Here is a 22,049-nt window from a genome sequence, read left to right as displayed (position 1 = left end):
ACATGGACGTACTTGCAGCGTGTCCCGCACCCCCGCCCGTACCCGCCCTCACACGCACGGCAACGCACTCGCGTGCTTGTCCCCACGGGCAGGAGGAGGCGGCCGGGGGGCGTCTGCACCAAGGGCCTGGCGGTCACGAACGCGCCCCAACGCGCGCGCCGAATCTGGACGAGGTCGGCATCAGGGCATCGCCCCGGGCAAACGCCCCCCGACCCATGACCCATGGCCTTTGCACGCCCTCCCGCGCAGCCCTACCATCGGCGTTTTGCCGTCCTGCGGAGACCCCGATGAAACTTCGTTACGCCCTGCTGCCGTTGTGCCTGCTGACCGCGCTGCCGTCGCTGGCCGCCACGCGTGGCCTGGATGTGCGCGACATGATCGCGCTGGATCGGGTCTCGGCCCCGCTGCTCACCGCCGACGGCGGCAACGTTGTGTTCGCCAAGCGCGTCATCGGCGCCGACAGCAAGGCCAGCACCGGCCTGTTCATCCGCAACCTCCGCACCCGCGATGCCGCCCCGCCCAAACCGCTCACCCCGGCTGGCTGGAACGTCAATTCCGCCGCCCTGTCCGCCGACGGCCAGACCGTCTACTTCCTCAGCGCCAAGGGCGGCAGCCAGCAGCTTTACGCCCTGCCGCTGGCCGGCGGCACCCCGCGCCAGCTCACCGACTTCCCCGTCGACGTCGACAGCTTCCACATCGCCCCCCAGGGCGACCGCGTCGCCTTCAGCAGCGGCGTCTTCCAGGCCTGCGGCTCCGACCTGGCCTGCACCAGCAAGAAGCTCGACGCACACAAGGCGCGCAAGAACACCGGCGAAGTCTTCGACAACCTCTTCGTGCGCCATTGGGACACCTGGAACGACGGCCGCCGCAACACCCTCTTCGTCGCCCCGCTGCCCGCCGCCAAGGCCGCCGCCGTGAAGGGCGCCTCGGCCATCAGCGCCACCCTCGATGGCGACGCGCCGTCCAAGCCGTTCGGCGGCAACGACGATTTTGCCTGGTCGCCCGATGGCAAGACCCTGGTCGCCGCGATCCGCGTGGCCGGCAAGCAGGAACCGTGGTCGACCAACTTCGACCTCTACCAGCTCGATGCCGAGGGCAAGCAGGCCCCGCGCAACCTCACCGCCGCCAACCCCGCCTGGGATGCCGGCCCGGTGTTCAGCGAAGACGGCAAGACCCTCTACTACCGCGCGATGAAGCGCCCCGGCTTCGAGGCCGACCGCTTCGGCGTCATGGCCATGGACCTGGCCTCGGGCAAGACCCGCGAGATCGCGCCCGACTGGGATCGCTCGGCCGGTGAAATCGTGCTCGCCGCCGACGGCGCCAGCTTCTACACCGGTGCCGACGACATGGGCGAGCACCGCCTGTTCAACATCGACATCGCCACCGGCAAGGCCACCGTCGTCGCCGAGGGCGGCAGCATCGGCTCGCCGGTGATCGCCGGCACCACCCTGGCCTACACGAAGAACAGCCTCAAGAGCGGCGACCAGATCGTGGTCGCCGGCGCCGATGGCAGCAGCCCGCGCGAGATCACCCCCAGTGCCGCGCAGATGCTGCCGGACGTGGCCTTCGGTGATTACGAGCAGTTCCAGTTCAAGGGCTGGAACAACGAGACCGTGCACGGCTACGTGGTCAAGCCGTACAACTACCAGGAAGGCAAGACCTACCCGGTGGCGTTCCTGATCCACGGCGGCCCGCAGGGCAGCTTCGGCAACGGCTGGAGCTACCGCTGGAATCCGCAGACCTACGCCGGCCAGGGCTATGCGGTGGTGATGATCGATTTCCACGGCTCCACCGGCTACGGCCAGGCCTTCACCGATGCGATCAGCCAGCACTGGGGCGACCGCCCGCTGGAAGACCTGCAGAAGGGCTGGGCCGCCGCGCAGAAGCAGTATGCGTTCCTCAACGGCGAGAAGGCCTGCGCCCTGGGCGCCAGCTACGGTGGCTTCATGGTCAACTGGATCGCCGGCAACTGGAACGAGCCGTGGAAGTGCCTGGTCAACCATGACGGCGTGTTCGACCAGCGCATGATGGGCTATGCCACCGAAGAGCTGTGGTTCACCGAGTGGGAGCAGGGCGGCACGCCGTACCAGAAGGCGGCCAACTACGAGAAGTTCAACCCGGTCAACCACGTGTCCGACTGGAAGAAGCCGATCCTGATCGTGCACGGCCAGCTCGACTTCCGCATCCCGGTCGAGCAGGGCCTGGCCGCGTTCACCGCCGCCCAGCGCCAGGGCATCGAGTCGAAGTTCCTGTACTTCCCCGATGAAAACCACTGGGTGCTCAAGCCGCAGAACAGCGTGCAGTGGCACGACACCGTCAACGGCTGGCTCAAGCAGCACATCGGCGAGTAAGGCCGATCCAGGCGCCGCCCTTCGGGGCGGCGCTTTGCCATGGGCCCGCCCCGGAGCGCCGAGCGTGGCCCGGCGGCGCGTGTCCGATCCATGATCCACCCTGGCCCGCAGGGCCGGCCAACGGTCGGCGCTGCCACCTCACCTCAGGCATTCCCCTCCGTGAAAGCATCCGCCTTGATCCAGAACGACATCGTCGTCTTCGGCCTGATCGCCGCCACCCTCGGCGCCGTGTTCTGGACCGCCTCGCGCGAGCAGGGCCTGTGGAAACGCTTCTATACCGTCGTGCCCGCGCTGCTGCTGTGCTACCTGCTGCCGGGCATCTACAACACCGTCGGCCTGATCGACGGGCAGAACACCTCCCTCTACAACCCGGTCGCGCGCGACATCCTGCTGCCCGCCGCGCTGGTGCTGTTGACCCTGGCGGTGGACATCAAGGGCATCCTGCGGCTGGGGCCCAAGCTGATCGTGATGTACCTGGGCGCCTCCTTCAGCATCATGCTGGGCGCGGTGGTGGCCTTCCAGCTGATGAAGTGGCTGCACCCGGCCACCGTGGCCGGCGATACCTGGGCCGGCATGGCGGCGCTGGCCGGCAGCTGGATCGGCGGCGGTGCCAACATGCTGGCCATGCGCGAAGTGTTCGACGTCAACGCCACCACCTTCGGCCAGTTCGCGGTGGTGGACGTGGGCGTGGGCTATGTCTGGATGGCCGCGCTGATTTTCCTGGCCGGGCGCGCGGCGAAGATCGACGCGCGCAGCGGTGCCGACACCTCGGGCATCGACGAACTCAAGTTGCGCATCGAGAAATTCCGCAGCGAGCACGAGCGCGTGGCCAGCCTCACCGACCTGATGCTGATCGTGGCGGTGGCCTTCGGCACGGTCGGGCTGTCGCATGCGATCGCCGGGCCGGTCTCGGCGTGGTTCAAGGGCCATGTGAGCTGGGCGTCGCAGTTCAGCCTGGACGCCCCGTTCGTGTGGGTGGTGGTGCTCTCCACCACCTGCGGCCTGGCCCTGAGCTTCACCCGCGCGCGCAACCTGGAAGGGGCGGGCGCTTCCAAGCTGGGCTCGCTGCTGCTGTATTTCCTGATCGCCTGCATCGGCATGCAGATGGATCTGCTGGCGCTGCTTGATCGCCCGTGGCTGTTCCTGCTGGGGATCATCTGGATCACGGTGCACATCGTGCTGCTGTGGGCGCTGGCGCGGGTGCTGAAGGTGCCGTTCTTCTACTTCGCCATCGGCTCGCAATCCAATGTCGGCGGCCCGGCGTCCGCGCCGGTGGTCGCCGCGGCGTTCCATCCCTCGCTGGCCCCGGTCGGCGTCCTGCTGGGCACCATGGGCTACGCCACCGGCACCTACCTGGCCTACATCGTGGGCATTACGTTGCGGGCCATGGCCGGGCAGGGCTGATCGGGTCGTGCCGTGCCGCTGGCCGGCCATTTTGGGGATGCTGTTTGGGTGTGCGTGGTTGCCGGCCAGCGGCCGGCACTACCGGTGGCGGGTCAGTTGCCGGCCAGCGGCCGGCAGTACCGGTGGCGGGTCAGTTGCCGGCCAGCGGCCGGCAGTACCGGTGACTGATCGGTTGCCGGCCAGCGGCCGGCACTACCGGTGGCTGATCCGCCGGAGGTTCATGCCACCGGCAGGCCGCGTTCTGCCAGCCACGCTCTCGCGTCTTCGGCGTCCTGCTCGAACCACGCCCGCGTGGACCCCAGCCGATACGTATAGCCCCATGCATCCATGTCCTGCATCAGCCGCGCGCTGCCCACGCCGGGCAACTGCGCGGCCAACACGATCTGCAGGTAGCAGGTGGCGTCTTCCTCGGGCACCGAGTCGGTGGCGTCGGTGTGCACCAGCGCGCGGCGCTCCGGCGGCAGCACGATCAGGTGGCAGGCTTCGTGCAGCATCGAATGCACGGGCGTGTCATCGCGCACGTACACGTCGCTGCCGATGATGCCGGCCTCCGGCTCGCCCCAGTAACTGCCCGGGATCGGCGCAGCCGCCTCCACCCGGTGCAGACGCAGCTGGTGCGCGGCGAGCAGGGCGGCGGCATCCTCGAAACGGATATCGCCGACGCAGGTGACCTGGACGTCGGCGGCGACAACTTCAGTGTTCATGGCATCTGCATCGACCGCCCCTCCCGCGTGGCAGGGGCGGCAGGGCTCAGGGCTGTTGCGGGCCTTCAGGCAGGGCCACGGAAATGTCGAGCACGTCGTGCTCGCCATCCTTGACCAGGTCCACCTTGACCGCGTCAGCGTCGATGTTGACGTACTTCTTGATCACTTCCAGCAGCTCGCGCTGCAGCAGCGGCAGGTAGTCCGGGCCGCCGCGATGGCTGCGCTCCTGCGCGATGATGATCTGCAGGCGGTTCTTGGCCGTTTCGGCAGTGGTCTTCTTCCGGTTCAGGAAATCGAACAGTCCCATGCTTACCCTCCGAACAGCTTGCTGAAGAAGCCTTTCTTCTCCACGGTGGTGAAGCGCATCGGACGCTCTTCGCCCAGGATGCGGCCGACCGCATCTTCATACGCCTGGCCCGCCGCCGATTCGGGGTCCAGGATCACCGGCTCGCCCTTGTTGGACGCATTGAGCACGTCGCCCGACTCGGGCACCACGCCAATGGCCTTCAGGCCCAGCACTTCTTCCACGTCGGTGATGCTCAGCATCTCACCGCTCTCCACCCGGGCCGGGCTGTAGCGGGTGAGCAGCAGGAACGCCGGCACGTTCTGGCCGGACTCGGCCTTGTGGGTCTTGGAGTCCAGCAGGCCGATGATGCGGTCCGAGTCGCGCACCGAGGACACTTCCGGGTTGACCACCACCACCGCGCGGTCGGCGTAGTACATCGCCAGGAACGCACCCTTCTCGATGCCGGCCGGCGAGTCGCAGATGATGTATTCAAAGCCGTCGGCGGCCAGGTCCTTGAGCACCTTGCCCACGCCTTCCTGGGTCAGCGCATCCTTGTCGCGGGTCTGCGAGGCGGCCAGCACGTACAGGTTGTCGAAGCGCTTGTCCTTGATCAGCGACTGCTTGAGGGTGGCTTCGCCATGCACGACATTGACGAAGTCGTACACCACGCGGCGCTCGCAGCCCATGATCAGGTCCAGGTTGCGCAGGCCGACGTCGAAGTCGATCACGGCCACTTTTTTGCCGCGCCGCGCCAGGCCGCACGCCAGGCTGGCGCTGCTGGTGGTCTTGCCGACGCCGCCCTTGCCGGAAGTGACTACGATGATTTCAGCCAAAGGACTTCTCCTGGTTCATATGGTGGGGCGCCGGATCAGTCCAGCGCCGCGATCTTGATCTGGTCCTGTTCCAGCCACACCTGCACGGCCTTGCCGCGCAGGGTGTCCGGCACATCGTCCAGTACCTTGTAATGGCCGGCAATGGCGACCAGTTCAGCATGGAATTCACGGCAGAAAATGCGCGCCGTGGTGTTGCCCTGGGCACCTGCCAGGGCACGGCCCCGCAGCGTACCGTAGATGTGGATGCTGCCGTCGGCGATCACCTCGGCGCCGGCGCCGACGGTGGCCATGACCGTCAGGTCGCAGTTTTCCGCGTACAGCTGCTGGCCCGACCGCACGTTGCTGGTCTGCATCCGGCCCGGCTGCGGTGCCTTGGCCGGATCCACCGGCGCGGCCGCCGGCGCGGCGGCACGCGCACGCCGCGCCGGCTCGGCGGCCGGTGCGGGCGGCGGCGGGGCGGCCTGCACCGCTTCCAGGTCGGCGCGTTCGTACTGCGCACGGAACTTGGCCAGCAGCGGCAGCCCCAACTGCTGGGACAGCCGGTCGGTCTCGGTGGTGCCATAGGCCAGCGCCACCGGCAGCACGCCGGCGCTGCGCAGCCCGTCCAGCAGCGCCTGGGCGGTGGCCACGTCGGGCATCTGGCGGAGCCCGCCGAAATCCAGGATCACCGCCGCGCGCCCGAACAGCTTGGGCGCGCGCGCCACGCGGTCGTGCATCTCGCGGGTGAGGCGTTCCACGTCCAGGGTGCGGATGCGCAGGTTGGCGATACCCACCTGGCCGATCTTCAGTTCGCCGGCCTGTTCAAAATCCATGTTCGCCGCCACCTCAGGTCCCCGTCGGTCGTTGCGCGCGCAGCGGCTCGCGACGATGGCCCACCCAGGGCACGTCCGGCAGCTGGGCGCCGTAGGTGTCGTGCACCCACTGGTAACTGCACAGGTCCTTGAGCAGCATGCTGGCACGCACGTCCACGTGCTCCATCGTGTTCTGCCCGACCTCGCGGAAGCCGAAGCTGCCATGGAACAGCAGCGCCGCATCGGCGCCATGGTCCAGGAACACCTCGCAGGTCATCTGCGGGTAGCGCAGCTCGGCATAGCTCTGCGCGTCGGCATAGAACGCACGGCCGACGCCACCGCCGCGACGGCGGCTGGCGACCACGATGCGGTCGATGTAGAAGAATTTGCTGTCCAGCTGCTGCTGGAACCAGGCGAAGTTGCTGCTGTCGTGCTGGCTGTCGCTGCCGAAACCGATCAAAAAGCCGGCCAGGTTGCCGTCGCGCTCGGCGACGCGGAAATACTCGGCGGTTTCGTAGAACAGGCGCAGGCGGGCGGCATCCAGCGGCAGGATGGCCAGGCCGGCGTTGTTGTTCAGGGCCAGGACGGAATCGAGCTCGTGCTCGCGCACGTCGCGGATGACAATCGACATTGTGACTCCGTGGGGTAACGCGGTTGGCCCATCGAGGGGCCCTTGTCGGATTATTGCACGGGTGGCCGGCCCCGGCGAATCGGGGGCCATGACTTATGTGGGGGTGCAGGGGCGCAGGTTCAGCCTAAGATGCGTCCATGCTGGGATACCTGAGCCAAACCCGAGTACTGCGACTGGCCGGCCTGTTCACCTGGGTCATGGTCGGCCTGCCCGTGGTCTACACCCAGTACGAATCGCTGCTGCGGCGGGGCGGGGACGGCGTGGACCGGTGGGCGCTGTGGCTGTTTGCGGCCTACCTGGCCTTTGGCGGCTGCTACTTCTGGTTGACCCGCGGGCTGCGCGATGGCGGCCATTCGGCCTGGTACGACCGGGCCATCCTGCTGCTGCTCACGGTCTGCGCGCTGGCGGTGAGTTTCCTCAGCGGCTCGGGCCTGGGCAGCATCCTGATGATGGTGGCGGCGGGGGTGATCCCCTGGCTGCTGCAGGTGCGCAGCGGGGTGATCTGGCTGCTGCTCAGCCAGCTGGCCGTGCTGCCGGTGTACTACCTCATCCTCAACATGCCCTTGTTCGAAGCCGCCATGCAGTCGCTGCTGTACGGCGGGTTTTCCATGTTCATCTTCGTGACCAGCCTGGTCGCGCGGCAGCAGACCGATGCGCGTGAAGAACAGCGCCGACTGAATACCGAGCTGCGCGCCACCCGCGTGCTGCTGGCCGAGAGCGCCCGGGTCAACGAGCGCACGCGCATCTCGCGCGAGCTGCACGACCTGCTCGGGCACCACCTCACCGCGCTCAGCCTGAACCTGGAAGTGGCCAGCCACCTCACCGACGGCCAGGCCCAGGAGCACGTGCACCAGGCCCATACCCTGGCCAAGCTGCTGCTCACCGACGTGCGCGAGGCGGTCAGCCAGCTGCGCGACAGCGGCGCCATCGACCTGGCCGCCGCGCTGCGCCCGCTCACCGAACAGGTGCCCTCGCTGGACATCCACCTGGACATCGAAGAGCCGCTGAGCGTGGAAGATCCCGAGCGCGCGCACGTGCTGCTGCGCTGCACCCAGGAAATCATCACCAACGCGGTCCGCCATGCCCGGGCGCGCAACCTGTGGATCCAGGTCCGGCGCGACAGTGAAGGCCAGGTGGTCATCCAGGCGCATGATGACGGGGTGGGGGCCGAGGGCATCGTCGTCGGCAACGGCCTGCGCGGCATGCGCGAGCGCCTGACCCAGTGTGGTGGTGAGCTGCAGATTGAAACCCGCCGGGGTCAGGGCTTCCGCCTGCGCGCCTCGGTTCCCGGCGCGCCAGTGTTGCTGCTGGCCACCGTTCCATGAGGAGTGCTCGATGATTCGCGTCTGCCTGGTCGACGACCAAACCCTGGTGCGGCAAGGGATCCGCTCGCTGCTGGCGCTGGATGCCGGGATCGAGGTGGTGGCCGAAGCCGCCGATGGCCGCCAGGCGGTCGAGGTGGTGCCCCAGGTGCGCCCGGATGTGGTGCTGATGGACATGCGCATGCCGGTGATGTCCGGGCTGGAGGCGCTGCAGATGCTGTCGCGGCTGGGCCAGCTGCCGCCCACCATCATCCTGACCACCTTCGACGACGACCAGCTGGTGCTGGCCGGGCTCAAGGCCGGTGCCAAGGGCTACCTGCTCAAGGACGTGACCCTGGAGCAGCTGGTCGGCGCCATCCGCACCGTGGCCGATGGCGGCTCGCTGGTGCAGCCGGCGGTGACCCAGCGCCTGCTGTCCGGGCTGGAGCACATGCGCAACGAGTTCGTCAGCCTGGACCGGCCCGACCCGCTGACCGACCGCGAGACGGAGATCCTGCGCCTGATGGCCAGCGGCTTCTCCAACAAGGAGATCGCCAATTCTCTGGGCGTGGCCGAGGGCACCATCAAGAACCACGTGTCCAACATCCTGTCCAAGCTGGGCGTGCGCGACCGCACCCGTGCGGTGCTCAAGGCCTTCGAGCTGCAGCTGGTCTGAGCCGGCCCCGTGCCGTTGCCTGAACATCTGCCGCAGCCCTTGTGCGACAAGGGTTGTGACGGTTCGGCAAGGCCCCTCGGCCGAATCCGGCAAAGAAATATTGCCCATCCGCTACGTGCTGACACGCGCGATGCGCTATCTTTCCGCTCCTTGTCTATGCAAAACCGCTGCCGGCATGGAAACCGGTGCGCCAATCCTGATCTACAACACCCGCGAAGCCTGCTAGGATTGGCGCTTCGCTTCAATCAACCCGGCCGTGGGATCGGCCCCGGAGACTCCTGAATGACCCGTATTATCGAGTTCCTGATCGCCTTGGGGATCGTGGCTGGCCTGTTCGTCATCATTGGCGTATGTCTGCCGGGCGAGCGCCATATTTCCGAAAGCATCGAGACCAACCGCAAGATGACGATCGTGTATGACACGGTCAACAGCCTGCGCCGCTTCAAGGACTGGAACCCGCTCTTGCTGCGCGATCCCGCCGTTGAACTGAAGCTGTCCGGCCCCGCCTCCGGCGTCGGTGCCCGCCTGGACTACACCTCCAAGGAAAGTTCCCTGGGCGAAGGTAGCTGGGAGATCACCGGTTCGGAGAAGAACAAGCTGGTGTCCATCGCCATCGAAGACGCCAGCAAGGGTCACGACAAGAAGACCAGCTTTGCCCTCGAGTCGACCGGCAAGGGTGGCCGCAACGTCAAGATCACCCAGGACTACAGCGTCAAGTACGGCTTCAACCTGTTTGGTCGTTACGCCGGCCTGTACGTCAGCCGTCACATCGGTGACGACCTGAAGCTGGGTCTGTCGCGCATGGCCAACATGCTGGCCACCGTGCCCAACATCGACTACCGCACCGCCGAAGCCCCGCTGACCGACCTGGCCATCGTGGAACTCCCGGCTGAAGACCTGCTGGTGGTCACCGCCGGCAACGTCGATCGCGGCCAGGAGACCATCACCAAGTCGATCCATGACAACCAGGAATGGATCAAGCGCGTGATGGAGGCCAATGGCCTGGAAGCGGCCGGTCCGTTCCGGATCATCACCACCGATTTCGGTCAGGAAAAGTACGCCTTCGACGTGGCCCAGCCGGTCAAGAAGAAGGGGGCCGAAGGTGCTTCTGCTGAGGCCCTGACCGTGAAGATCGATGGTGGCGCCCCGGTCAAGTACGTGCACGTTGCCCCGCACCGTTCGGCGCATGCGGCCTACACCGGCCACATGGCTGGCCTGGACATCGCCCGCAACGCCCTGCGTGCCTGGTCGGTGACCAACGGCAACGAAGTGATCGACCGTCCGTACGAGTCCTGGAAGGACGGCGTGGACAAGTCGTTCACGCCGGAAGGCACGTACGACATCTACTGGGCCGTCAAGTAAACCGACGGTTGCCGTGATGTAACGCACGACGAAAAACGCGCCGCTCCCTGCGGCGCGTTTTTTTTTGGCTCCAGCCCTGGAGCGCCCTGGAAGGAACGTCGCATGCTCCACCTGGAACGACGCGCACGCAAACCCTCGCTGCTGGCCTGCCTGGGCGGGCTGTTGGCGGCCACCGCGGTCGGCCTGTCCGCCTATGCCTCGCACGGCATCGCCGAGCCGCTGGCCCAGTCCCACGTCAATACCGCCGCGCTGTATGCCTTCGGCCATGGCGTCGCGCTGGCGGTGCTGGGCCCGACCCAGCAGAACAGCGTCGGCAAGCTGGCCCTGTACGTGCTGCTGCTGGGCACGCTGCTGTTCTCCGGCAGCCTGGTGGCCGGCGCGCTGTGGCAGCTGAGCACCGGCCTGGCACCGGTGGGCGGCATGGCGCTGATGCTGGGCTGGGCGGTGTACGGCTTCAACGCGCTTCGCCGCTGACATGCCCCGTTTCAGCCGCGGCTTCGATGTGCAGCAGGCGCACGACTGGCTGGCCCGGCGTGACCGCCGGCTCGGCGCGTGGATGAAGCGGCTGGGGCCGATCGAGGCGCCGCCGGGCTGGTCGAAATTCTTCGACCCGGTCGATGCGCTGGCCCGCGCGATCCTGTTCCAGCAGCTCAGTGGCAAGGCCGCCTCGACCATCGTGGGGCGGGTGGAGGTGGCGATCGGCAGCACGCGCCTGCATGCCGACACGCTGGGCCGCATCGATGACGCCGCGCTGCGGGTGTGCGGGGTCTCGGGCAACAAGGCGCTGGCCCTGCGCGACCTGGCCCGGCGGGAAGCGGCCGGGGAGATCCCGGACCTGCGCCGGATGGCGGTGATGGGCCATGACGCCATCATCGAGGCGCTGGTGCCGATCCGTGGCATCGGCCGCTGGACGGTGGAGATGATGCTGATGTTCCGCCTGGGCCGGCCCGACATCCTGCCGATCGATGACCTGGGCATCCGCAAGGGCGCCCAGCGCGTGGACAAGGCCGAGGCGATGCCCACGCCGAAGGCGCTGCTCGCGCGCGGCGAAACGTGGGGCCCGTACCGGACCTACGCCAGCCTGTACCTGTGGCGCATCGCCGATTTCAACCCGGCGGCCACCGGGAAAACCAACCGCTCGCAGGATTGAGCGGGCCGGCGCCTACTCGCCTGCGGCCGGCTTGGGCGCGAAGGCCGGGTCGTCGCTCAACCGCGGTCGCGGCGGCTGCTGGCGGGCGCGTGCCACGTAGCGATGCGCGTTGAAGGTTTCCAGGGTGCCGAGGATCATCACGAACGCCACGATGAGGGTCATGAACAGGCTGGGGCCGAGCGCGCGCTGCCCACTGACGAAGGTCAGCGTCTGTCCCAGCAGGTAGTAGCCCAGCAGCACGCAGGCGGCCACGCGGCTGCGCCGGCGCACGCCCCAGGCGGTGGCCAGGTAGAGGCACACGTCGAAGAGCAGGCCGCCGGCCACCAGCGCCACCGACAGGGGCGGCAGTGACCCTTCGGGCATCTTCGCGAAACGGATCGCCGCATACACCACGCCCGCCAGCGAGATGGCGGCCAGGATCAGCGCGACCGCCCACATGATCGTGATCGGGCGGGTGGTTTCCGTCGGCAGCCTGACCTGCACCGCGATCGGCGCTGGCGCCGCACTGGGCAGGGTATCGGGGGCTTTGTAGGGGCTGGCGTCTTCCATGAGCACACTTCCTTGAAGGGGGGCGTCAGCCAGCGCCGGGGCGCCAGCGCCAGTGCCACGGCTCGTAGACGATGCCGTGCGGATTGTCGCGGGGGTAGCTCAACGCGAAGCCGAACCGGCCGGCGTTGTCCTGCAGCCACGCGAAGGCGGCGGTCTGCTCGAAGCTTTCTTCGGCCGGTGGCTCGCCTGGCGTGCCGATGTCCAGCGCGTCACCGCTGTGGTGTTCGCTGTAGCCGGGCGCGGCGTTGACGGTGAGGATGTCGGCCACCGCCAGCCCGCGCGCGCGCTTGCGCTCGAAAATGCCGAGCTGGTAGGCGTGGCTGCGATAGCCGGAGATCGCATCCAGCGCCACCCCGTCCAGCGCGGCGGCCCGCTGCAGCCGCTGCCAGCCGCGCGCGGCGGCGCGGCGCAGCCACAGCGGCCGGCGGTAGCGGTCGCGGCCGGCCAGGCTGAGCTGGGCCGGTTCGGCTTCCAGTGCCAGGCCGGTGTCCGCTGCGTAGGCATCGGCGTCCAGGCCGAGCTGCGCCAGGCGTTGGGCCAGGCCACTGGGCGGCAGTTCGGCGTCGTCGGCCTCAGGCCGGCCACGGCAATGCCACTGCGTCTCCAGCGCGTCCAGCGCCGCCTCGATGCCCGGCTCGCGCATCAACCGTGGCACCAGCGGCAGCACGCCGTGCGCCGTGGCCACGGCCAGGTAGCGGCCATCGCGCTTGCGCCGCAACACCCAGTGCGCCCGGGCCAGCGCACGCGCATCGGCATTGCCGCGCGCGCGCAGCAGCCCACCGGGCCACAACTCGATGTGGGCGGTGTTGATCAGCAGGGCAGGGCGGCGATGCATGCGGCCAGCTTAGTGCCTGCCGACGGGCGCGGCCAGCGCCTGCAGCGCCGCCAGCCGCGTGCGGCAGCTCCACGCTGAGCAGCAGGGCGCTGCCATCGCCCTGCGGCAGGTACAGCACCCGGCTGCCGTCGGTGAGCAGGCAGAACACCTTGCGCCGGTCGCGCAGCCGGTAATGGCCGGACTTGAAGCCGGGCATGCCATAGCCGTTGGTCTTCATCGTGGGGTTGAGGCTGCCGTGCTCGGCCAGGTCCACCACCCGTGCCTCATCCAGGCGCAGCGCCTGGATCGGCACCCGCTTGCGGTAGAAGGTGGACACCACCTCCAGCGTATCGCCCTGGATCTGCACCCGGCGGCGGAAGTACGCCCCGCTCAGGACGGCGGTGAGCAGCGCCAGGAACGGCAGGGTCAGGCCCAGCTCCTGCGGCGTGCGCTGGTGGGCGTGCAGCGTGGTGGCCACGATCAGGGCCGCCACGCCGAGCATCGGCAGCCACAACCAGAGCAGGCGCCAGACCGGCGCCGGGGCCACCGCCAACGCCTTGCCGGCCTTGCCCGGCGCGCTCATGGCTGCGCCTCCACCCAGGCCGCCACGTCGTCGATCAGCGCCGGCAGCACGTGCCCGGGCTGCTGGTACTCCTGCAGCGAACCGGGGCCTTCGCCGGCGATGCCGAGATGGTTCAACGCCGGGTAGTGGTGGAAGCTGGCATCGCGGCGGCGCGACAGCCCGCGCTGCCACAGCTGCCAGTCGGTATCGGTCACCTGGAAGTCGCGGCCGCCCTGCAGCAACAGCATCGGCAGGGGCGAGGCGCGGGCGTCGGCGACCGGATCGATCGCATCGAAGGCGCGCCAGTAGGTGGCCGGCAGGCGCAGCGGCAGGTCGGCCGCGTCCACCGGCGCGTCGCTGCGCGCGGCGGCGATCTGGCGGTCCAGCGTCTCCAGGAAGGCCTGTTCGTCGGGCGTGATCTGGCCATCCAGGCCCAGCAGGTAGCGGTTCTGCTCCGGCAGCAACGTCAGCAGCGAGCGTGCCGGTGCCGCCCACAGCACCAGCCCGGCCACCTTGCCCGATGCCTGGGCGATCCGCGGCGCCAGCATGCCGCCCTGGCTGTGCCCCATCACGTACACATGGCGTGGGTCGATCCCGGCCTGGGCGGCCAGCGTGGCCACGGCGGCCACCGCATCGTGGGTGGTTTCATCGTCCATGGTGTAGGCCTGGCCGCTGAAATCCTGTGGCCGCACGCGCGTGCGCTTGTCGTAGCGCAGCACCGCGATGCCGTGCGCGGCCAGACCGCGTGCCACGTCCAGGAAGGGCCGGTTGGCGCCGATGGTTTCATCGCGGTCCTGCGGTCCGGAGCCATGCACCAGCACCACCGCACGCAACGGCGAGGAGGCATCGCGTGGCCGGGTCAGCAGGCCGGGCAGGGCGCCGGTGGCGGTCACCACGTCCAGCGGCACCTCCGCATAGCGCGCGTCGGCCGGCACCGGCGGCGCGGCGGCCGGTTCGGCCGGCTTGAACAACAACCCGGCGATACGGCCCTGCGCGTCCACCACCACCGTGGCCGCCACGCTGCCTGAGGCGAACTGCAACGATTGTGTCACCACGTCGGGCGGGTGGCTGGTGGAGACCACCTGGGCCTCGCCCCGGCTGCGCGGTTCACCGAACGCGCGCCAGATCGCCAGCAGGGCCGGTGCGGGCGCGGCCTTGGCCATCTCCGGGGTGAACATGGCCACGGCGGCATCGCCGTCACCGGCCTGCAGGTGGTCCAGCAACTGCGTGGCCACCTGCTCGGGCGGCGTCGCCGCGGACGCGCCCAGCGCCATCGTGGCCATCAGCAGGGCAAGGCCGGCCCGCCGCAGCGCGCCCACCTCAGGCCTCCTTCTTGAACAGCAGGATCGCCACGCCCATCGGCTGGGTCTGCAGCACGTTCACCAGTTCCCAGCCGAGCTGGCCGTGGCGGTTGAGTTCGTCCTGCATTTCATCGGACTTCACCCCGGTCCAGGACGGCTTGACCTCGACGGTGAGGTAACTCCAGCGCTTGCTCATGACGTGCTCTCCTTGCTTGGATCCGGTTTGGGAAGACGGCCGGCCTTGCGCAACGCATCGCGCAGGACGTACTCGATCTGCGCATTGGCGCTGCGCAGCTCGTCATCGGCCCAGCGCTGCAGCGCCGCCAGGATGTCGGCGTTGATCCGCAGCGGGTAGGCTTTCTTGTCGCTCATGACTCAGTACAGCGAACCGGCATTGACCACCGGCTGGGTGCCGCGGTCCGAGCACAGCACGGTGAGCAGGTTGCTGACCATGTGCGCCTTGCGCTCTTCATCCAGCTGCACCACGCCGTTCTTCTGCAGTTCGGCCAGCGCCATTTCCACCATGCCCACCGCGCCGGCCACGATCCGCGTGCGCGCGGCGATCACCGCGTTGGCCTGCTGCCGCTGCAACATCGCCTGGGCGATTTCCGGGGCGTAGGCCAGGTGGCTGATGCGCGCGTCCAGCACCTGCACGCCGGCGTCGGCCAGGCGTTCGGCCAGTTCGTCCTTGAGGTGCTGGGAGATCTCGGCGGCGTGGCTGCGCAGCGACAGCTGGCCTTCCTCGTGCTGGTCGTAGGGGTAGCTGGTGGCCATCGCACGCAGCGCCGACTCGGACTGGATGTGCACGAAGCTTTCGTAGTCGTCCACGTTGTAGACCGCCTCGGAGGCATCCACCACCTGCCACACGATCACCGCGGCGATCTCGATCGGGCTGCCGTCCAGCTCGTTGACCTTGAGCTTGCCGCTTTCGAAGTTGCGCACGCGCTGGCTGACCTTCTTCTTGGTGAAGAACGGGTTGTTCCAGCGCAGGCCGTTGTCCTTGACCGTGCCCACGTACTTGCCGAACAGGCTCAGCACCGCGGACTGGTTGGGCTGCACGGTGTACAGGCCGGTGAGGCTGAGCAGGGCCACCGCGGCCAGCACCACCCCGCCCAGGATCATCGCCAGGCTGGGCTCGCCCCGGTTCACGCCTGCCACGAACAACCAGATCGCCAGCGCGGTCAGGCCCAGCACCAGCAGCAGGAAGGGCAGGCCGGACAACGAGCGGAGGGGCTTCTCTTTCATGGCAGGGCGTCCTTGGGGTGTGAGCTTGAAAGATATCAAATTGATATCAGGTTGCAAGGGGTGCCCGCCCGCGTCGTCCCGCGCCGGCCCCCGAAGCGGGCGGCGCAGGCCGTAAAATGCCCTCCCGCCCCTGATGTCCGGAATCGCCATGACCACGCTCGGCACGCCGCTGTCTCCTTCCGCCACCCGCGTCCTGCTGCTGGGCTCGGGCGAACTGGGCAAGGAGGTCGCCATCGAGCTGCAGCGGCTGGGGGTGGAGGTGATCGCCGCCGACCGCTACGCCGATGCCCCGGCCATGCAGGTCGCCCACCGCGCGCACGTGATCGACATGCTCGATGCGATGGCCCTGCGCGCCCTGATCGCCCGCGAGCAGCCGCACCTGGTGGTGCCCGAGATCGAAGCCATCCACACCGAAACCCTGGTCCAGCTGGAGCAGGAAACCGGGCTGCGGGTGATCCCCACCGCGCGCGCGGCGCGGCTGACCATGGACCGCGAGGGCATCCGCCGCCTGGCCGCGGAAACCCTGGGCCTGCCCACCTCGCCCTATCGCTTCGTGGACACCGAGGCCGAGTACCGCGCCGCCGTGGCCGCGATCGGGCTGCCGTGCGTGGTCAAGCCGGTGATGTCCTCCTCGGGCAAGGGCCAGAGCACGCTGCGCAGCGAGGCCGACATCGCCCCGGCATGGGAATACGCGCAGACCGGTGGCCGTGCCGGCGCCGGTCGCTGCATCGTGGAAGGCTTCATCGACTTCGAGTACGAGATCACCCTGCTGACCGTCCGCCACGCCGCAGGCACCTCGTTCTGCGCGCCGATCGGGCATTGGCAGAAGGACGGCGATTACCGCGAAAGCTGGCAGCCGCAGCCGATGTCACCGCGCGCGCTGGCCCGCGCCGAGGAGATCTCGCAGGCGATCACCGATGACCTCGGCGGCTGGGGGCTGTTCGGCGTGGAGCTGTTCGTCAAGGGTGACGAGGTGTGGTTCAGCGAAGTCTCCCCGCGCCCGCACGACACCGGCCTGGTCACCCTGGCCTCGCAGGAACTGAGCGAGTTCGCGTTGCATGCGCGCGCCATTCTCGGCCTGCCGATCCCGGTCATCCGCCAGAACGGCCCCTCGGCCTCGTGCGCGATGCTGGCCCACGGCGAAGGCGTGCCGTTCTTCAGCAACGTGGCCGAGGCGCTGGTGCACCCGGACTCGGCGCTGCGCCTGTTCGGCAAGCCCAGCGTGCACGGCCATCGCCGCGTGGGCGTGACCTTGGCCCGGGCCGGGGACATCGATACCGCGCGGACGATCGCGCGCGAGGCGGCCGAAGCGATCGGCATCGAATTGCGGTAAGGGACCGGGGCGACGATCAACGGTCGTCGCCCACGGCGGGCAATGGATTACCGGTCGGTACCGACCGGTTGCCGGTACGTCGTCAACGCACGTCCACCCACACCAGGTGGTGGTCGCTGCCATCGGCGATCTTCGCCTCCGGGCGGTCATTGGCCGGCCAGAACACGCCGCTGCCGATGTAGGCGAAGCCCACCGACGGCAGCACGTAGTCCAGCCGCATCGTGCCCGACTTCGGGCCGAAATCGCCGGTGGCATGGAACGGCGCGCCCTTGCGCACGATGCCCTTGGCCGCATACGCAAGGCTGGTCTGTTCGGCACCGGTGCTGCGCGGGGTGGGGTAGCGCAATACGCGCGGGTTTTCGATCAGCTCCACGATCGCCTCGTGGCGGCCATCGCCATCGGCCGGGTCGTTGTTGAGGTCGCCCAGGATCACAAAGCGTGCGTCCTGCGCCAGGCCGCCACAGGTGCCCTTGTCATCGCACAGCCACGGCTTGCTGCCGGCGGCCAGGTATTCCTGCCACAGCCGCAGTTCGTCATGGTTGCGCGCGGCGTTGCGCTTTTCCGGGCCGTCGAACACCGGCGGGGTGGGGTGGGACACCAGCGCATGGACCACGCCGTTGGGCGTGGTCACCGGCACGTCCCAATGCGACTTGGACGACAGCCGCAGCTGCGACCACACCGCGTCGGTGTAGAACGAAGTGCCGGTACGCGGATCGATCGGGCGCAGCGCGCCGGGCAGGGTGCTCCACTTCAGCAGCTGGAAGCTGCGCACCTTGGCCTCGTCGATGGGGTAGCGCGAAAGCACCAGCATGCCGTACTGGCCCGGGTGCAGGCCGTAGCCCCAGGCATCGTTGCCGCGCGCGCGGCCATCGCCGCCCACCTGGCCGTTGTTGTCCAGGTCCAGCCCGCTCTGCACGCCGGTGTTGACCGGGGCCAGGTAGCGGTAGGCGTAGTGCAGCGGTTCGCCGCCGCCGGGCTGGGCGGTCTCCAGGTAACGGGTCTGGAACAGGTCGGCGGCGCGGTGGGCGTCGTCGAAATCGAACTCGTTGAGCAGCACCAGGTCCGGGCGCACCTGCTGCAGCACCGCGGCGATCTTGCGCGCGTGCTCGCTGTCGCCTTCCAGCTCGGCGATCAGCCCGCCGGTCTGGTCGCTGTACAGCGAGGTGTTGTACGTGGCGATCCGCAGCGGCGCGGGGGAGGCTTCCGGCATGGCGGCAGTCTTGGCGGGGGTCTGGGCGCAGGCGCTGCACAGCAGGGCCAGGGCGAGGATCAGGGGATGGGCTTTCATGCGCCTATTCTGCACTGGCGCGCATTGCATTGCTGGGTCAGTCAGCGCCCGTCCCGGGCGTCGTCGAATTCGTGCCAGCGACGGCCATCGTAGGCTTCCAGCGGACGGAAGCGGCGCTTGTAGTCCATCTTGCGATGGTCGCGGATCCAGTAGCCCAGGTACAGGTGCGGCAACTGCTCGCGGCGCGCCCAGGCGATCTGCTGGAGGATGGCGAAGGTGCCCAGGCTGCGGTGGGCGTGGTCGGGGTCGAAGAAGGTGTAGACCGCCGACAGCCCCTGTGCGGTGACGTCGGTGACGGCCACCCCGAGCAACTCGCCGCGGCGCCCGGCCCGGCCGGCCGCGCGCAGTTCCATGAAGCGGCCCTGCGCCCACTGCCCGATCAGGAACTGGTCGAACTCGTGCGGGCCGTGTTCGTCCATGCCGCCCTGCGCGTGGCGGTGGGTGAGGTAGCGGTGGTACAGCGCGAACTGTTCCTCGGTCTGCTCGGCCGCCACGATGCGCACTTCCAGGTCGGCGTTGCGCGCCAGGCAGCGGCGCTGGCTGCGGTCCGGCGCGAAACGTGCCACCGGGATGCGCACGGAGACGCAGGCGTGGCAGTTGGCACAGTGCGGCCGGTAGACCAGGTCGCCGGAGCGGCGGAAGCCCCAGCTCAGGGCCATCGGGTAGAGCGCGCCCAACCGGGCGTCCTGGGGATCGAGCACCAGGTCGCGCGCGGCCCGCTCGGGCCAGTAACCACAGGGGTGGTCACCGGTCTGGAACAGTCGCAGCTCGTCGTCGCGGTCGCCATGTATCGCCATGGCCACAGCATAGCGCCGGGGCGTCGCAGCCGGCGCGACTGTCCAGCAGATGAACGCGGCCGGCACGGCTGTCAACGCCGACCGCGTCCAGGCGTTGTTGTCAGCGTGGGTGCCGCCGCACCGCACGCCGATTCCCCCTTATTCCGGAGTGATCCATGCGCAATCGCAAACCCCTTCTGCTGCTGGCCGTGCTGCTGTCCACCGGCGTTGCCGGCCTTGCCGTGGCGGCCGATCCGCCGGCCCCGACCCAGGCCCCGGCCCGGGTGAAGCTGGACACCAACGGTGACGGCGTGATCGACCGCGCCGAGGCGGCGAAGGCGCCGCGCCTGGCCGAGCAGTTCGATACGTTGGACAAGAACAAGGACGGCAAGCTGTCGGCCGACGAGCGCCCCCGCTGGCACGGCAAGCGCCACGGCCGCGGCCCGGGTGGGCACGGTGAGCGGCTGGCCAGGCTGGATACGAACAAGGACGGGCGGATCAGCCGCGAGGAAGCCAAGGCCGATCCGCGCCTGGCCGCGCGTTTCGACAAGATGGACGTGAACAAGGACGGCTACCTGGACAAGGCCGACCGCGAGCTGGGCATGAAGCAGCACCGCGACGCCTGGTTCGCTGCGGCGGACACCAACAAGGATGGCCAGCTGAGCAAGGCCGAATTCGATGCGGCCAAGGGCCCGTTCGGCGGCCCGCGCGGCGGTCACCGCGGTGGGAAGCCGGGCGAGGGCAAGCCGCCGATGCCGCCGAAGGCACCGGCGCCGGCAGCGAAGTAATCGCACGCGTGTGTGGATGAAAAGCGCCGGCTGATGCCGGCGCTTTTTTCTTTTCCCGCCCCTGGGCAGTGAGTCGGTGCGCGCCGACAAAACCGGTAGTGCCGGCCGCTGGCCGGCTTCCCACCGCCCCCTGTGTTCCCGACGACCACCGACCAACCGCCAATGCCTCGGTTCTCGTAGCGCCGGGCGTGGCCCGGCTACCGTTGCCTCAGCGCCACCCTTGCTGGAACAACGTCCACAGAATCAGGCCCACCACCAGCACGTTGACCGCGATCACCGCGTGGCGACCGTACAGGGACTGGTATTTCCAGTTGGGGCCGGTGCGCCCATGGCGGGCGGCGTCGCGGGCGATCATCGGGGCCATGATGCGCTGCAGGGGCACCAGGCACTGGTAGTTGACGATGCTCAGGCCGACGACCAGCGCCACCAGCGACCAGTAGCCGGGCACCGGCAGGATGCTCAACGCCAGCACGCTCATCGAGGTGAGCATGGCGGTGAACGTGCTGTAGTGGACGAAGTGACCGATGGCGGCGCGCTCGCCCGGGCGCTCGGCGTAGGAGAGCAGGTAGCGCCCACCCAGATAGCTGCCGAGCACGCCGCCCAGCATCCCGCCCAGCACCATGCCCCAGCTGAAATCGGCGTTGACCAGGTGGCTCTGGCTGGCCGCCGCACTCAGCGATCCCAGCGCGGCGCCGCCGGAGGCGCTGGCCCCGCCCAGGCCCAGCTTGCTGGTGCCCAGGCCCGTGCCGAGCAGGATCGCGGCGCTGGCGGTGCCCGGCGCGGCCACCATCAGCAGCGAGGCCACGGTGGTGGCGAAGGCGGCGCTGGGGGCAGTGCTGCGCGCGAACTCGCCGAAGCGGCGCAGCATCTCCTCGCGCACGCTGGCCCGCGCGCGCGACAGCCGCTTGCGCACGGCCGCATCGCTCAGGCCCAGCAGGTCGGCGACCTGCTGCGAACTCTGGCCTTCGCGGTAGTAGAGCAGCAGGGTTTCGCGGCTGTCCTCGGGCAAGGCGGAGATGATCTCCTCGGCCGCCAGTTCTTCTTCCACCCGCTGCCAATGCTCCGGCGCGCCCGGGCTGGGATCGGCGGCCATGCTGATGGCGATCTCCGCCGCTTCGCCCGACAGCGGCCGGCCGCGGTTGGCGCGCAGCCAGTCGCGGGCCAGGTTGCGGGTGATCTGGCGCAGCCAGGGCAGGAAGCTGGACGGATTGCTGAGCTGGTTGAGCTGCTGCCAGGCCTTGATGAAGGCTTCCTGGGCGATGTCCTCGCTGGCCTGCACATCGCGGGTGATGGCCAGGGCAATGGCGGTCACCGTGTTCTGGCAGCCAAGCACGATGCGTCCATAGGACTGCGTGCAGCCCTTGCGGGCGGCAGGCAGCTCGTTCTGCAACATGATCTCCAGCGCTTCGGTGCTCATCGGACAGGCCTTTTCGACGGTACTGCCAAACAGGACGGGCACCGAAGCCCGATGTGACCGATTATTTTTCCGGTGCCGGTGCCGGTGCCGGTGCCGGCTGCGCGGCGTCAGGCTGGATGCGGACGCGGAACTCGTCGTCGCTGGGTTGCTGCTGGGCTGGCTGTGCCTGCACGGCGGGGGTAGCCGGAGCGGTGGTTGGCGCAGTGCGATGACGCATCATGATCACCAGCGCCACGCCGGCGATCACCACCAGCAGTGCGATGCGGATGCGCCACGCCCAGCCACGGCCGTTGCCGGCTTCGGCCGGGGTTTCGCGGAAGGCGTACTCGGCGGTGGGATGGTCGCGGCGGGTGGTGTCGAGCAGGCGCTTGTCGCGCAGGATCTCGCGCGCACGCGGCTGGTCGTTGGCATGTACCACCCAGACGGCGGGCAGGTTGTCGTTGTTGACCGTGTCGGTATAGCTGAACTGACCGCTACGCTTGGTGCG

At 68.8% G+C, this 22,049-nt stretch carries 24 protein-coding genes; 9 read left to right on the top strand and 15 right to left on the bottom strand.

Features of this window, described 5'->3' with window-relative positions:
- Positions 1 to 287 precede the first annotated feature (287 nt).
- Both RSA25_RS13115 and RSA25_RS13110 read left to right on the top strand, forming a co-directional pair.
- A complete protein-coding gene (locus RSA25_RS13115) occupies positions 288 to 2,351 on the top strand; it encodes a S9 family peptidase (RefSeq protein WP_332809307.1) in 2,064 nt (687 codons plus the stop codon).
- A gap of 159 nt (positions 2,352 to 2,510) precedes the next feature.
- Positions 2,511 to 3,755, top strand: coding sequence for a DUF819 family protein (locus tag RSA25_RS13110; RefSeq protein ID WP_332809306.1), 1,245 nt, complete (start codon positions 2,511 to 2,513; stop codon positions 3,753 to 3,755).
- A gap of 218 nt (positions 3,756 to 3,973) precedes the next feature.
- Here RSA25_RS13110 and RSA25_RS13105 read toward each other — a convergent pair whose 3' ends face one another.
- From RSA25_RS13105 to RSA25_RS13085, 5 genes are read right to left on the bottom strand one after another with little or no spacing between them, the layout of a single operon-like run.
- Complete coding sequence (locus RSA25_RS13105) at positions 3,974 to 4,459, bottom strand: hypothetical protein (RefSeq protein WP_332809305.1); 486 nt, start codon at positions 4,457 to 4,459, stop codon at positions 3,974 to 3,976.
- Positions 4,460 to 4,505: 46 nt separating this feature from the next.
- Entirely contained in the window at positions 4,506 to 4,766 is a 261-nt protein-coding gene (gene minE, locus RSA25_RS13100; protein WP_017355894.1) for a cell division topological specificity factor MinE, read from the bottom strand.
- A 2-nt stretch (positions 4,767 to 4,768) separates the two neighbouring features.
- Positions 4,769 to 5,578: a septum site-determining protein MinD gene (gene minD, locus RSA25_RS13095; protein WP_038689737.1), complete on the bottom strand. Its 810-nt coding sequence runs from the start codon at positions 5,576 to 5,578 to the stop codon at positions 4,769 to 4,771.
- A 35-nt stretch (positions 5,579 to 5,613) separates the two neighbouring features.
- Entirely contained in the window at positions 5,614 to 6,390 is a 777-nt protein-coding gene (gene minC, locus RSA25_RS13090) for a septum site-determining protein MinC (RefSeq protein WP_332809304.1), read from the bottom strand.
- Between the two features lie 13 nt (positions 6,391 to 6,403).
- Positions 6,404 to 7,000 (bottom strand): GNAT family N-acetyltransferase, encoded by a 597-nt coding sequence (locus RSA25_RS13085; protein WP_332809303.1) that lies wholly within the window; start codon positions 6,998 to 7,000, stop codon positions 6,404 to 6,406.
- Positions 7,001 to 7,137: 137 nt separating this feature from the next.
- Here RSA25_RS13085 and RSA25_RS13080 point away from each other — a divergent pair, with 137 nt between their 5' ends.
- From RSA25_RS13080 to RSA25_RS13060, 5 genes are all read left to right on the top strand, one after another.
- Complete coding sequence (locus tag RSA25_RS13080) at positions 7,138 to 8,325, top strand: sensor histidine kinase (RefSeq protein ID WP_332809302.1); 1,188 nt, start codon at positions 7,138 to 7,140, stop codon at positions 8,323 to 8,325.
- 10 nt (positions 8,326 to 8,335) lie between these two features.
- Positions 8,336 to 8,977: a response regulator transcription factor gene (locus tag RSA25_RS13075; RefSeq protein WP_332809301.1), complete on the top strand. Its 642-nt coding sequence runs from the start codon at positions 8,336 to 8,338 to the stop codon at positions 8,975 to 8,977.
- Between the two features lie 282 nt (positions 8,978 to 9,259).
- Complete coding sequence (locus RSA25_RS13070; protein ID WP_332809300.1) at positions 9,260 to 10,339, top strand: SRPBCC family protein; 1,080 nt, start codon at positions 9,260 to 9,262, stop codon at positions 10,337 to 10,339.
- 102 nt (positions 10,340 to 10,441) lie between these two features.
- Positions 10,442 to 10,813, top strand: a complete 372-nt coding sequence (locus RSA25_RS13065; protein WP_332809299.1) for a DUF423 domain-containing protein — start codon at positions 10,442 to 10,444, stop codon at positions 10,811 to 10,813.
- Position 10,814: 1 nt separating this feature from the next.
- Positions 10,815 to 11,489 carry a DNA-3-methyladenine glycosylase gene (locus RSA25_RS13060; RefSeq protein WP_332809298.1) on the top strand — a complete coding sequence of 225 codons (675 nt, stop codon included), beginning with the start codon at positions 10,815 to 10,817 and terminating at the stop codon, positions 11,487 to 11,489.
- Between the two features lie 12 nt (positions 11,490 to 11,501).
- On the opposite strand, the gene RSA25_RS13055 is transcribed toward RSA25_RS13060, so the two are convergent.
- From RSA25_RS13055 to RSA25_RS13030, 6 genes are all read right to left on the bottom strand, one after another.
- On the bottom strand, positions 11,502 to 12,038 hold the full coding sequence (locus tag RSA25_RS13055) for a hypothetical protein (protein WP_332809297.1): 537 nt from the start codon (positions 12,036 to 12,038) through the stop codon (positions 11,502 to 11,504).
- A 25-nt stretch (positions 12,039 to 12,063) separates the two neighbouring features.
- Positions 12,064 to 12,873 (bottom strand): M15 family metallopeptidase, encoded by an 810-nt coding sequence (locus RSA25_RS13050; RefSeq protein WP_332809296.1) that lies wholly within the window; start codon positions 12,871 to 12,873, stop codon positions 12,064 to 12,066.
- Between the two features lie 558 nt (positions 12,874 to 13,431).
- Positions 13,432 to 14,733, bottom strand: coding sequence for an alpha/beta fold hydrolase (locus RSA25_RS13045; protein ID WP_332809295.1), 1,302 nt, complete (start codon positions 14,731 to 14,733; stop codon positions 13,432 to 13,434).
- A 1-nt stretch (position 14,734) separates the two neighbouring features.
- Positions 14,735 to 14,911, bottom strand: a complete 177-nt coding sequence (locus RSA25_RS13040; RefSeq protein WP_332809294.1) for a DUF4177 domain-containing protein — start codon at positions 14,909 to 14,911, stop codon at positions 14,735 to 14,737.
- The gene (locus tag RSA25_RS13035) at positions 14,908 to 15,087 is read right to left on the bottom strand and encodes an Arc family DNA binding domain-containing protein (RefSeq protein ID WP_332809293.1); all 180 of its coding nucleotides are present in this window, start codon (positions 15,085 to 15,087) and stop codon (positions 14,908 to 14,910) included. The genes RSA25_RS13040 and RSA25_RS13035 overlap by 4 nt, the downstream gene beginning before the upstream one ends.
- Positions 15,088 to 15,090: 3 nt before the next feature.
- Positions 15,091 to 15,960, bottom strand: a complete 870-nt coding sequence (locus tag RSA25_RS13030; RefSeq protein WP_332809292.1) for an SPFH domain-containing protein — start codon at positions 15,958 to 15,960, stop codon at positions 15,091 to 15,093.
- A gap of 148 nt (positions 15,961 to 16,108) precedes the next feature.
- Between RSA25_RS13030 and purT the strand changes: the two genes are divergently transcribed.
- Positions 16,109 to 17,293, top strand: a complete 1,185-nt coding sequence (purT, locus tag RSA25_RS13025; RefSeq protein ID WP_332809291.1) for a formate-dependent phosphoribosylglycinamide formyltransferase — start codon at positions 16,109 to 16,111, stop codon at positions 17,291 to 17,293.
- 82 nt (positions 17,294 to 17,375) lie between these two features.
- Here the strand turns inward: purT and RSA25_RS13020 are convergent, their stop codons facing one another.
- Entirely contained in the window at positions 17,376 to 18,581 is a 1,206-nt protein-coding gene (locus RSA25_RS13020) for an endonuclease/exonuclease/phosphatase family protein (RefSeq protein WP_332809290.1), read from the bottom strand.
- A 41-nt stretch (positions 18,582 to 18,622) separates the two neighbouring features.
- Positions 18,623 to 19,378 (bottom strand): arginyltransferase, encoded by a 756-nt coding sequence (locus RSA25_RS13015; protein ID WP_332809289.1) that lies wholly within the window; start codon positions 19,376 to 19,378, stop codon positions 18,623 to 18,625.
- A gap of 155 nt (positions 19,379 to 19,533) precedes the next feature.
- On the opposite strand from RSA25_RS13015, the gene RSA25_RS13010 reads away from it, so the two are divergent.
- The gene (locus tag RSA25_RS13010) at positions 19,534 to 20,145 is read left to right on the top strand and encodes an EF-hand domain-containing protein (protein WP_332809288.1); all 612 of its coding nucleotides are present in this window, start codon (positions 19,534 to 19,536) and stop codon (positions 20,143 to 20,145) included.
- Between the two features lie 208 nt (positions 20,146 to 20,353).
- Here the strand turns inward: RSA25_RS13010 and RSA25_RS13005 are convergent, their stop codons facing one another.
- Positions 20,354 to 21,562 carry an RNA polymerase sigma factor gene (locus RSA25_RS13005; RefSeq protein ID WP_332809287.1) on the bottom strand — a complete coding sequence of 403 codons (1,209 nt, stop codon included), beginning with the start codon at positions 21,560 to 21,562 and terminating at the stop codon, positions 20,354 to 20,356.
- Positions 21,563 to 21,623: 61 nt separating this feature from the next.
- A partial coding sequence (locus RSA25_RS13000; RefSeq protein ID WP_332809286.1) for a pathogenicity-like protein occupies positions 21,624 to 22,049 on the bottom strand: 426 nt, incomplete at its 5' end.

The sequence above is a fragment of the Stenotrophomonas sp. genome, assembly GCF_036662295.1.
Classification (GTDB): domain Bacteria; phylum Pseudomonadota; class Gammaproteobacteria; order Xanthomonadales; family Xanthomonadaceae; genus Stenotrophomonas.
This window is presented reverse-complemented; position numbering and strand designations above follow the sequence as displayed.

Excerpts from the sequence above, each read along its gene's own strand:
- RSA25_RS13115 (WP_332809307.1), top strand. The coding sequence starts at position 288 with ATGAAACTTCGTTACGCCCTGCTGCCGTTGTGCCTGCTGACCGCGCTG.
- RSA25_RS13105 (WP_332809305.1), bottom strand. The coding sequence starts at position 4,459 with ATGAACACTGAAGTTGTCGCCGCCGACGTCCAGGTCACCTGCGTCGGC.
- minE (WP_017355894.1), bottom strand. The coding sequence starts at position 4,766 with ATGGGACTGTTCGATTTCCTGAACCGGAAGAAGACCACTGCCGAAACG.
- minC (WP_332809304.1), bottom strand. The coding sequence starts at position 6,390 with ATGGATTTTGAACAGGCCGGCGAACTGAAGATCGGCCAGGTGGGTATC.
- RSA25_RS13085 (WP_332809303.1), bottom strand. The coding sequence starts at position 7,000 with ATGTCGATTGTCATCCGCGACGTGCGCGAGCACGAGCTCGATTCCGTC.
- RSA25_RS13080 (WP_332809302.1), top strand. The coding sequence starts at position 7,138 with ATGCTGGGATACCTGAGCCAAACCCGAGTACTGCGACTGGCCGGCCTG.
- RSA25_RS13075 (WP_332809301.1), top strand. The coding sequence starts at position 8,336 with ATGATTCGCGTCTGCCTGGTCGACGACCAAACCCTGGTGCGGCAAGGG.
- RSA25_RS13070 (WP_332809300.1), top strand. The coding sequence starts at position 9,260 with ATGACCCGTATTATCGAGTTCCTGATCGCCTTGGGGATCGTGGCTGGC.
- RSA25_RS13065 (WP_332809299.1), top strand. The coding sequence starts at position 10,442 with ATGCTCCACCTGGAACGACGCGCACGCAAACCCTCGCTGCTGGCCTGC.
- RSA25_RS13060 (WP_332809298.1), top strand. The coding sequence starts at position 10,815 with ATGCCCCGTTTCAGCCGCGGCTTCGATGTGCAGCAGGCGCACGACTGG.
- RSA25_RS13055 (WP_332809297.1), bottom strand. The coding sequence starts at position 12,038 with ATGGAAGACGCCAGCCCCTACAAAGCCCCCGATACCCTGCCCAGTGCG.
- RSA25_RS13050 (WP_332809296.1), bottom strand. The coding sequence starts at position 12,873 with ATGCATCGCCGCCCTGCCCTGCTGATCAACACCGCCCACATCGAGTTG.
- RSA25_RS13040 (WP_332809294.1), bottom strand. The coding sequence starts at position 14,911 with ATGAGCAAGCGCTGGAGTTACCTCACCGTCGAGGTCAAGCCGTCCTGG.
- RSA25_RS13035 (WP_332809293.1), bottom strand. The coding sequence starts at position 15,087 with ATGAGCGACAAGAAAGCCTACCCGCTGCGGATCAACGCCGACATCCTG.
- RSA25_RS13030 (WP_332809292.1), bottom strand. The coding sequence starts at position 15,960 with ATGAAAGAGAAGCCCCTCCGCTCGTTGTCCGGCCTGCCCTTCCTGCTG.
- purT (WP_332809291.1), top strand. The coding sequence starts at position 16,109 with ATGACCACGCTCGGCACGCCGCTGTCTCCTTCCGCCACCCGCGTCCTG.
- RSA25_RS13020 (WP_332809290.1), bottom strand. The coding sequence starts at position 18,581 with ATGAAAGCCCATCCCCTGATCCTCGCCCTGGCCCTGCTGTGCAGCGCC.
- RSA25_RS13015 (WP_332809289.1), bottom strand. The coding sequence starts at position 19,378 with ATGGCGATACATGGCGACCGCGACGACGAGCTGCGACTGTTCCAGACC.
- RSA25_RS13010 (WP_332809288.1), top strand. The coding sequence starts at position 19,534 with ATGCGCAATCGCAAACCCCTTCTGCTGCTGGCCGTGCTGCTGTCCACC.
- RSA25_RS13005 (WP_332809287.1), bottom strand. The coding sequence starts at position 21,562 with ATGAGCACCGAAGCGCTGGAGATCATGTTGCAGAACGAGCTGCCTGCC.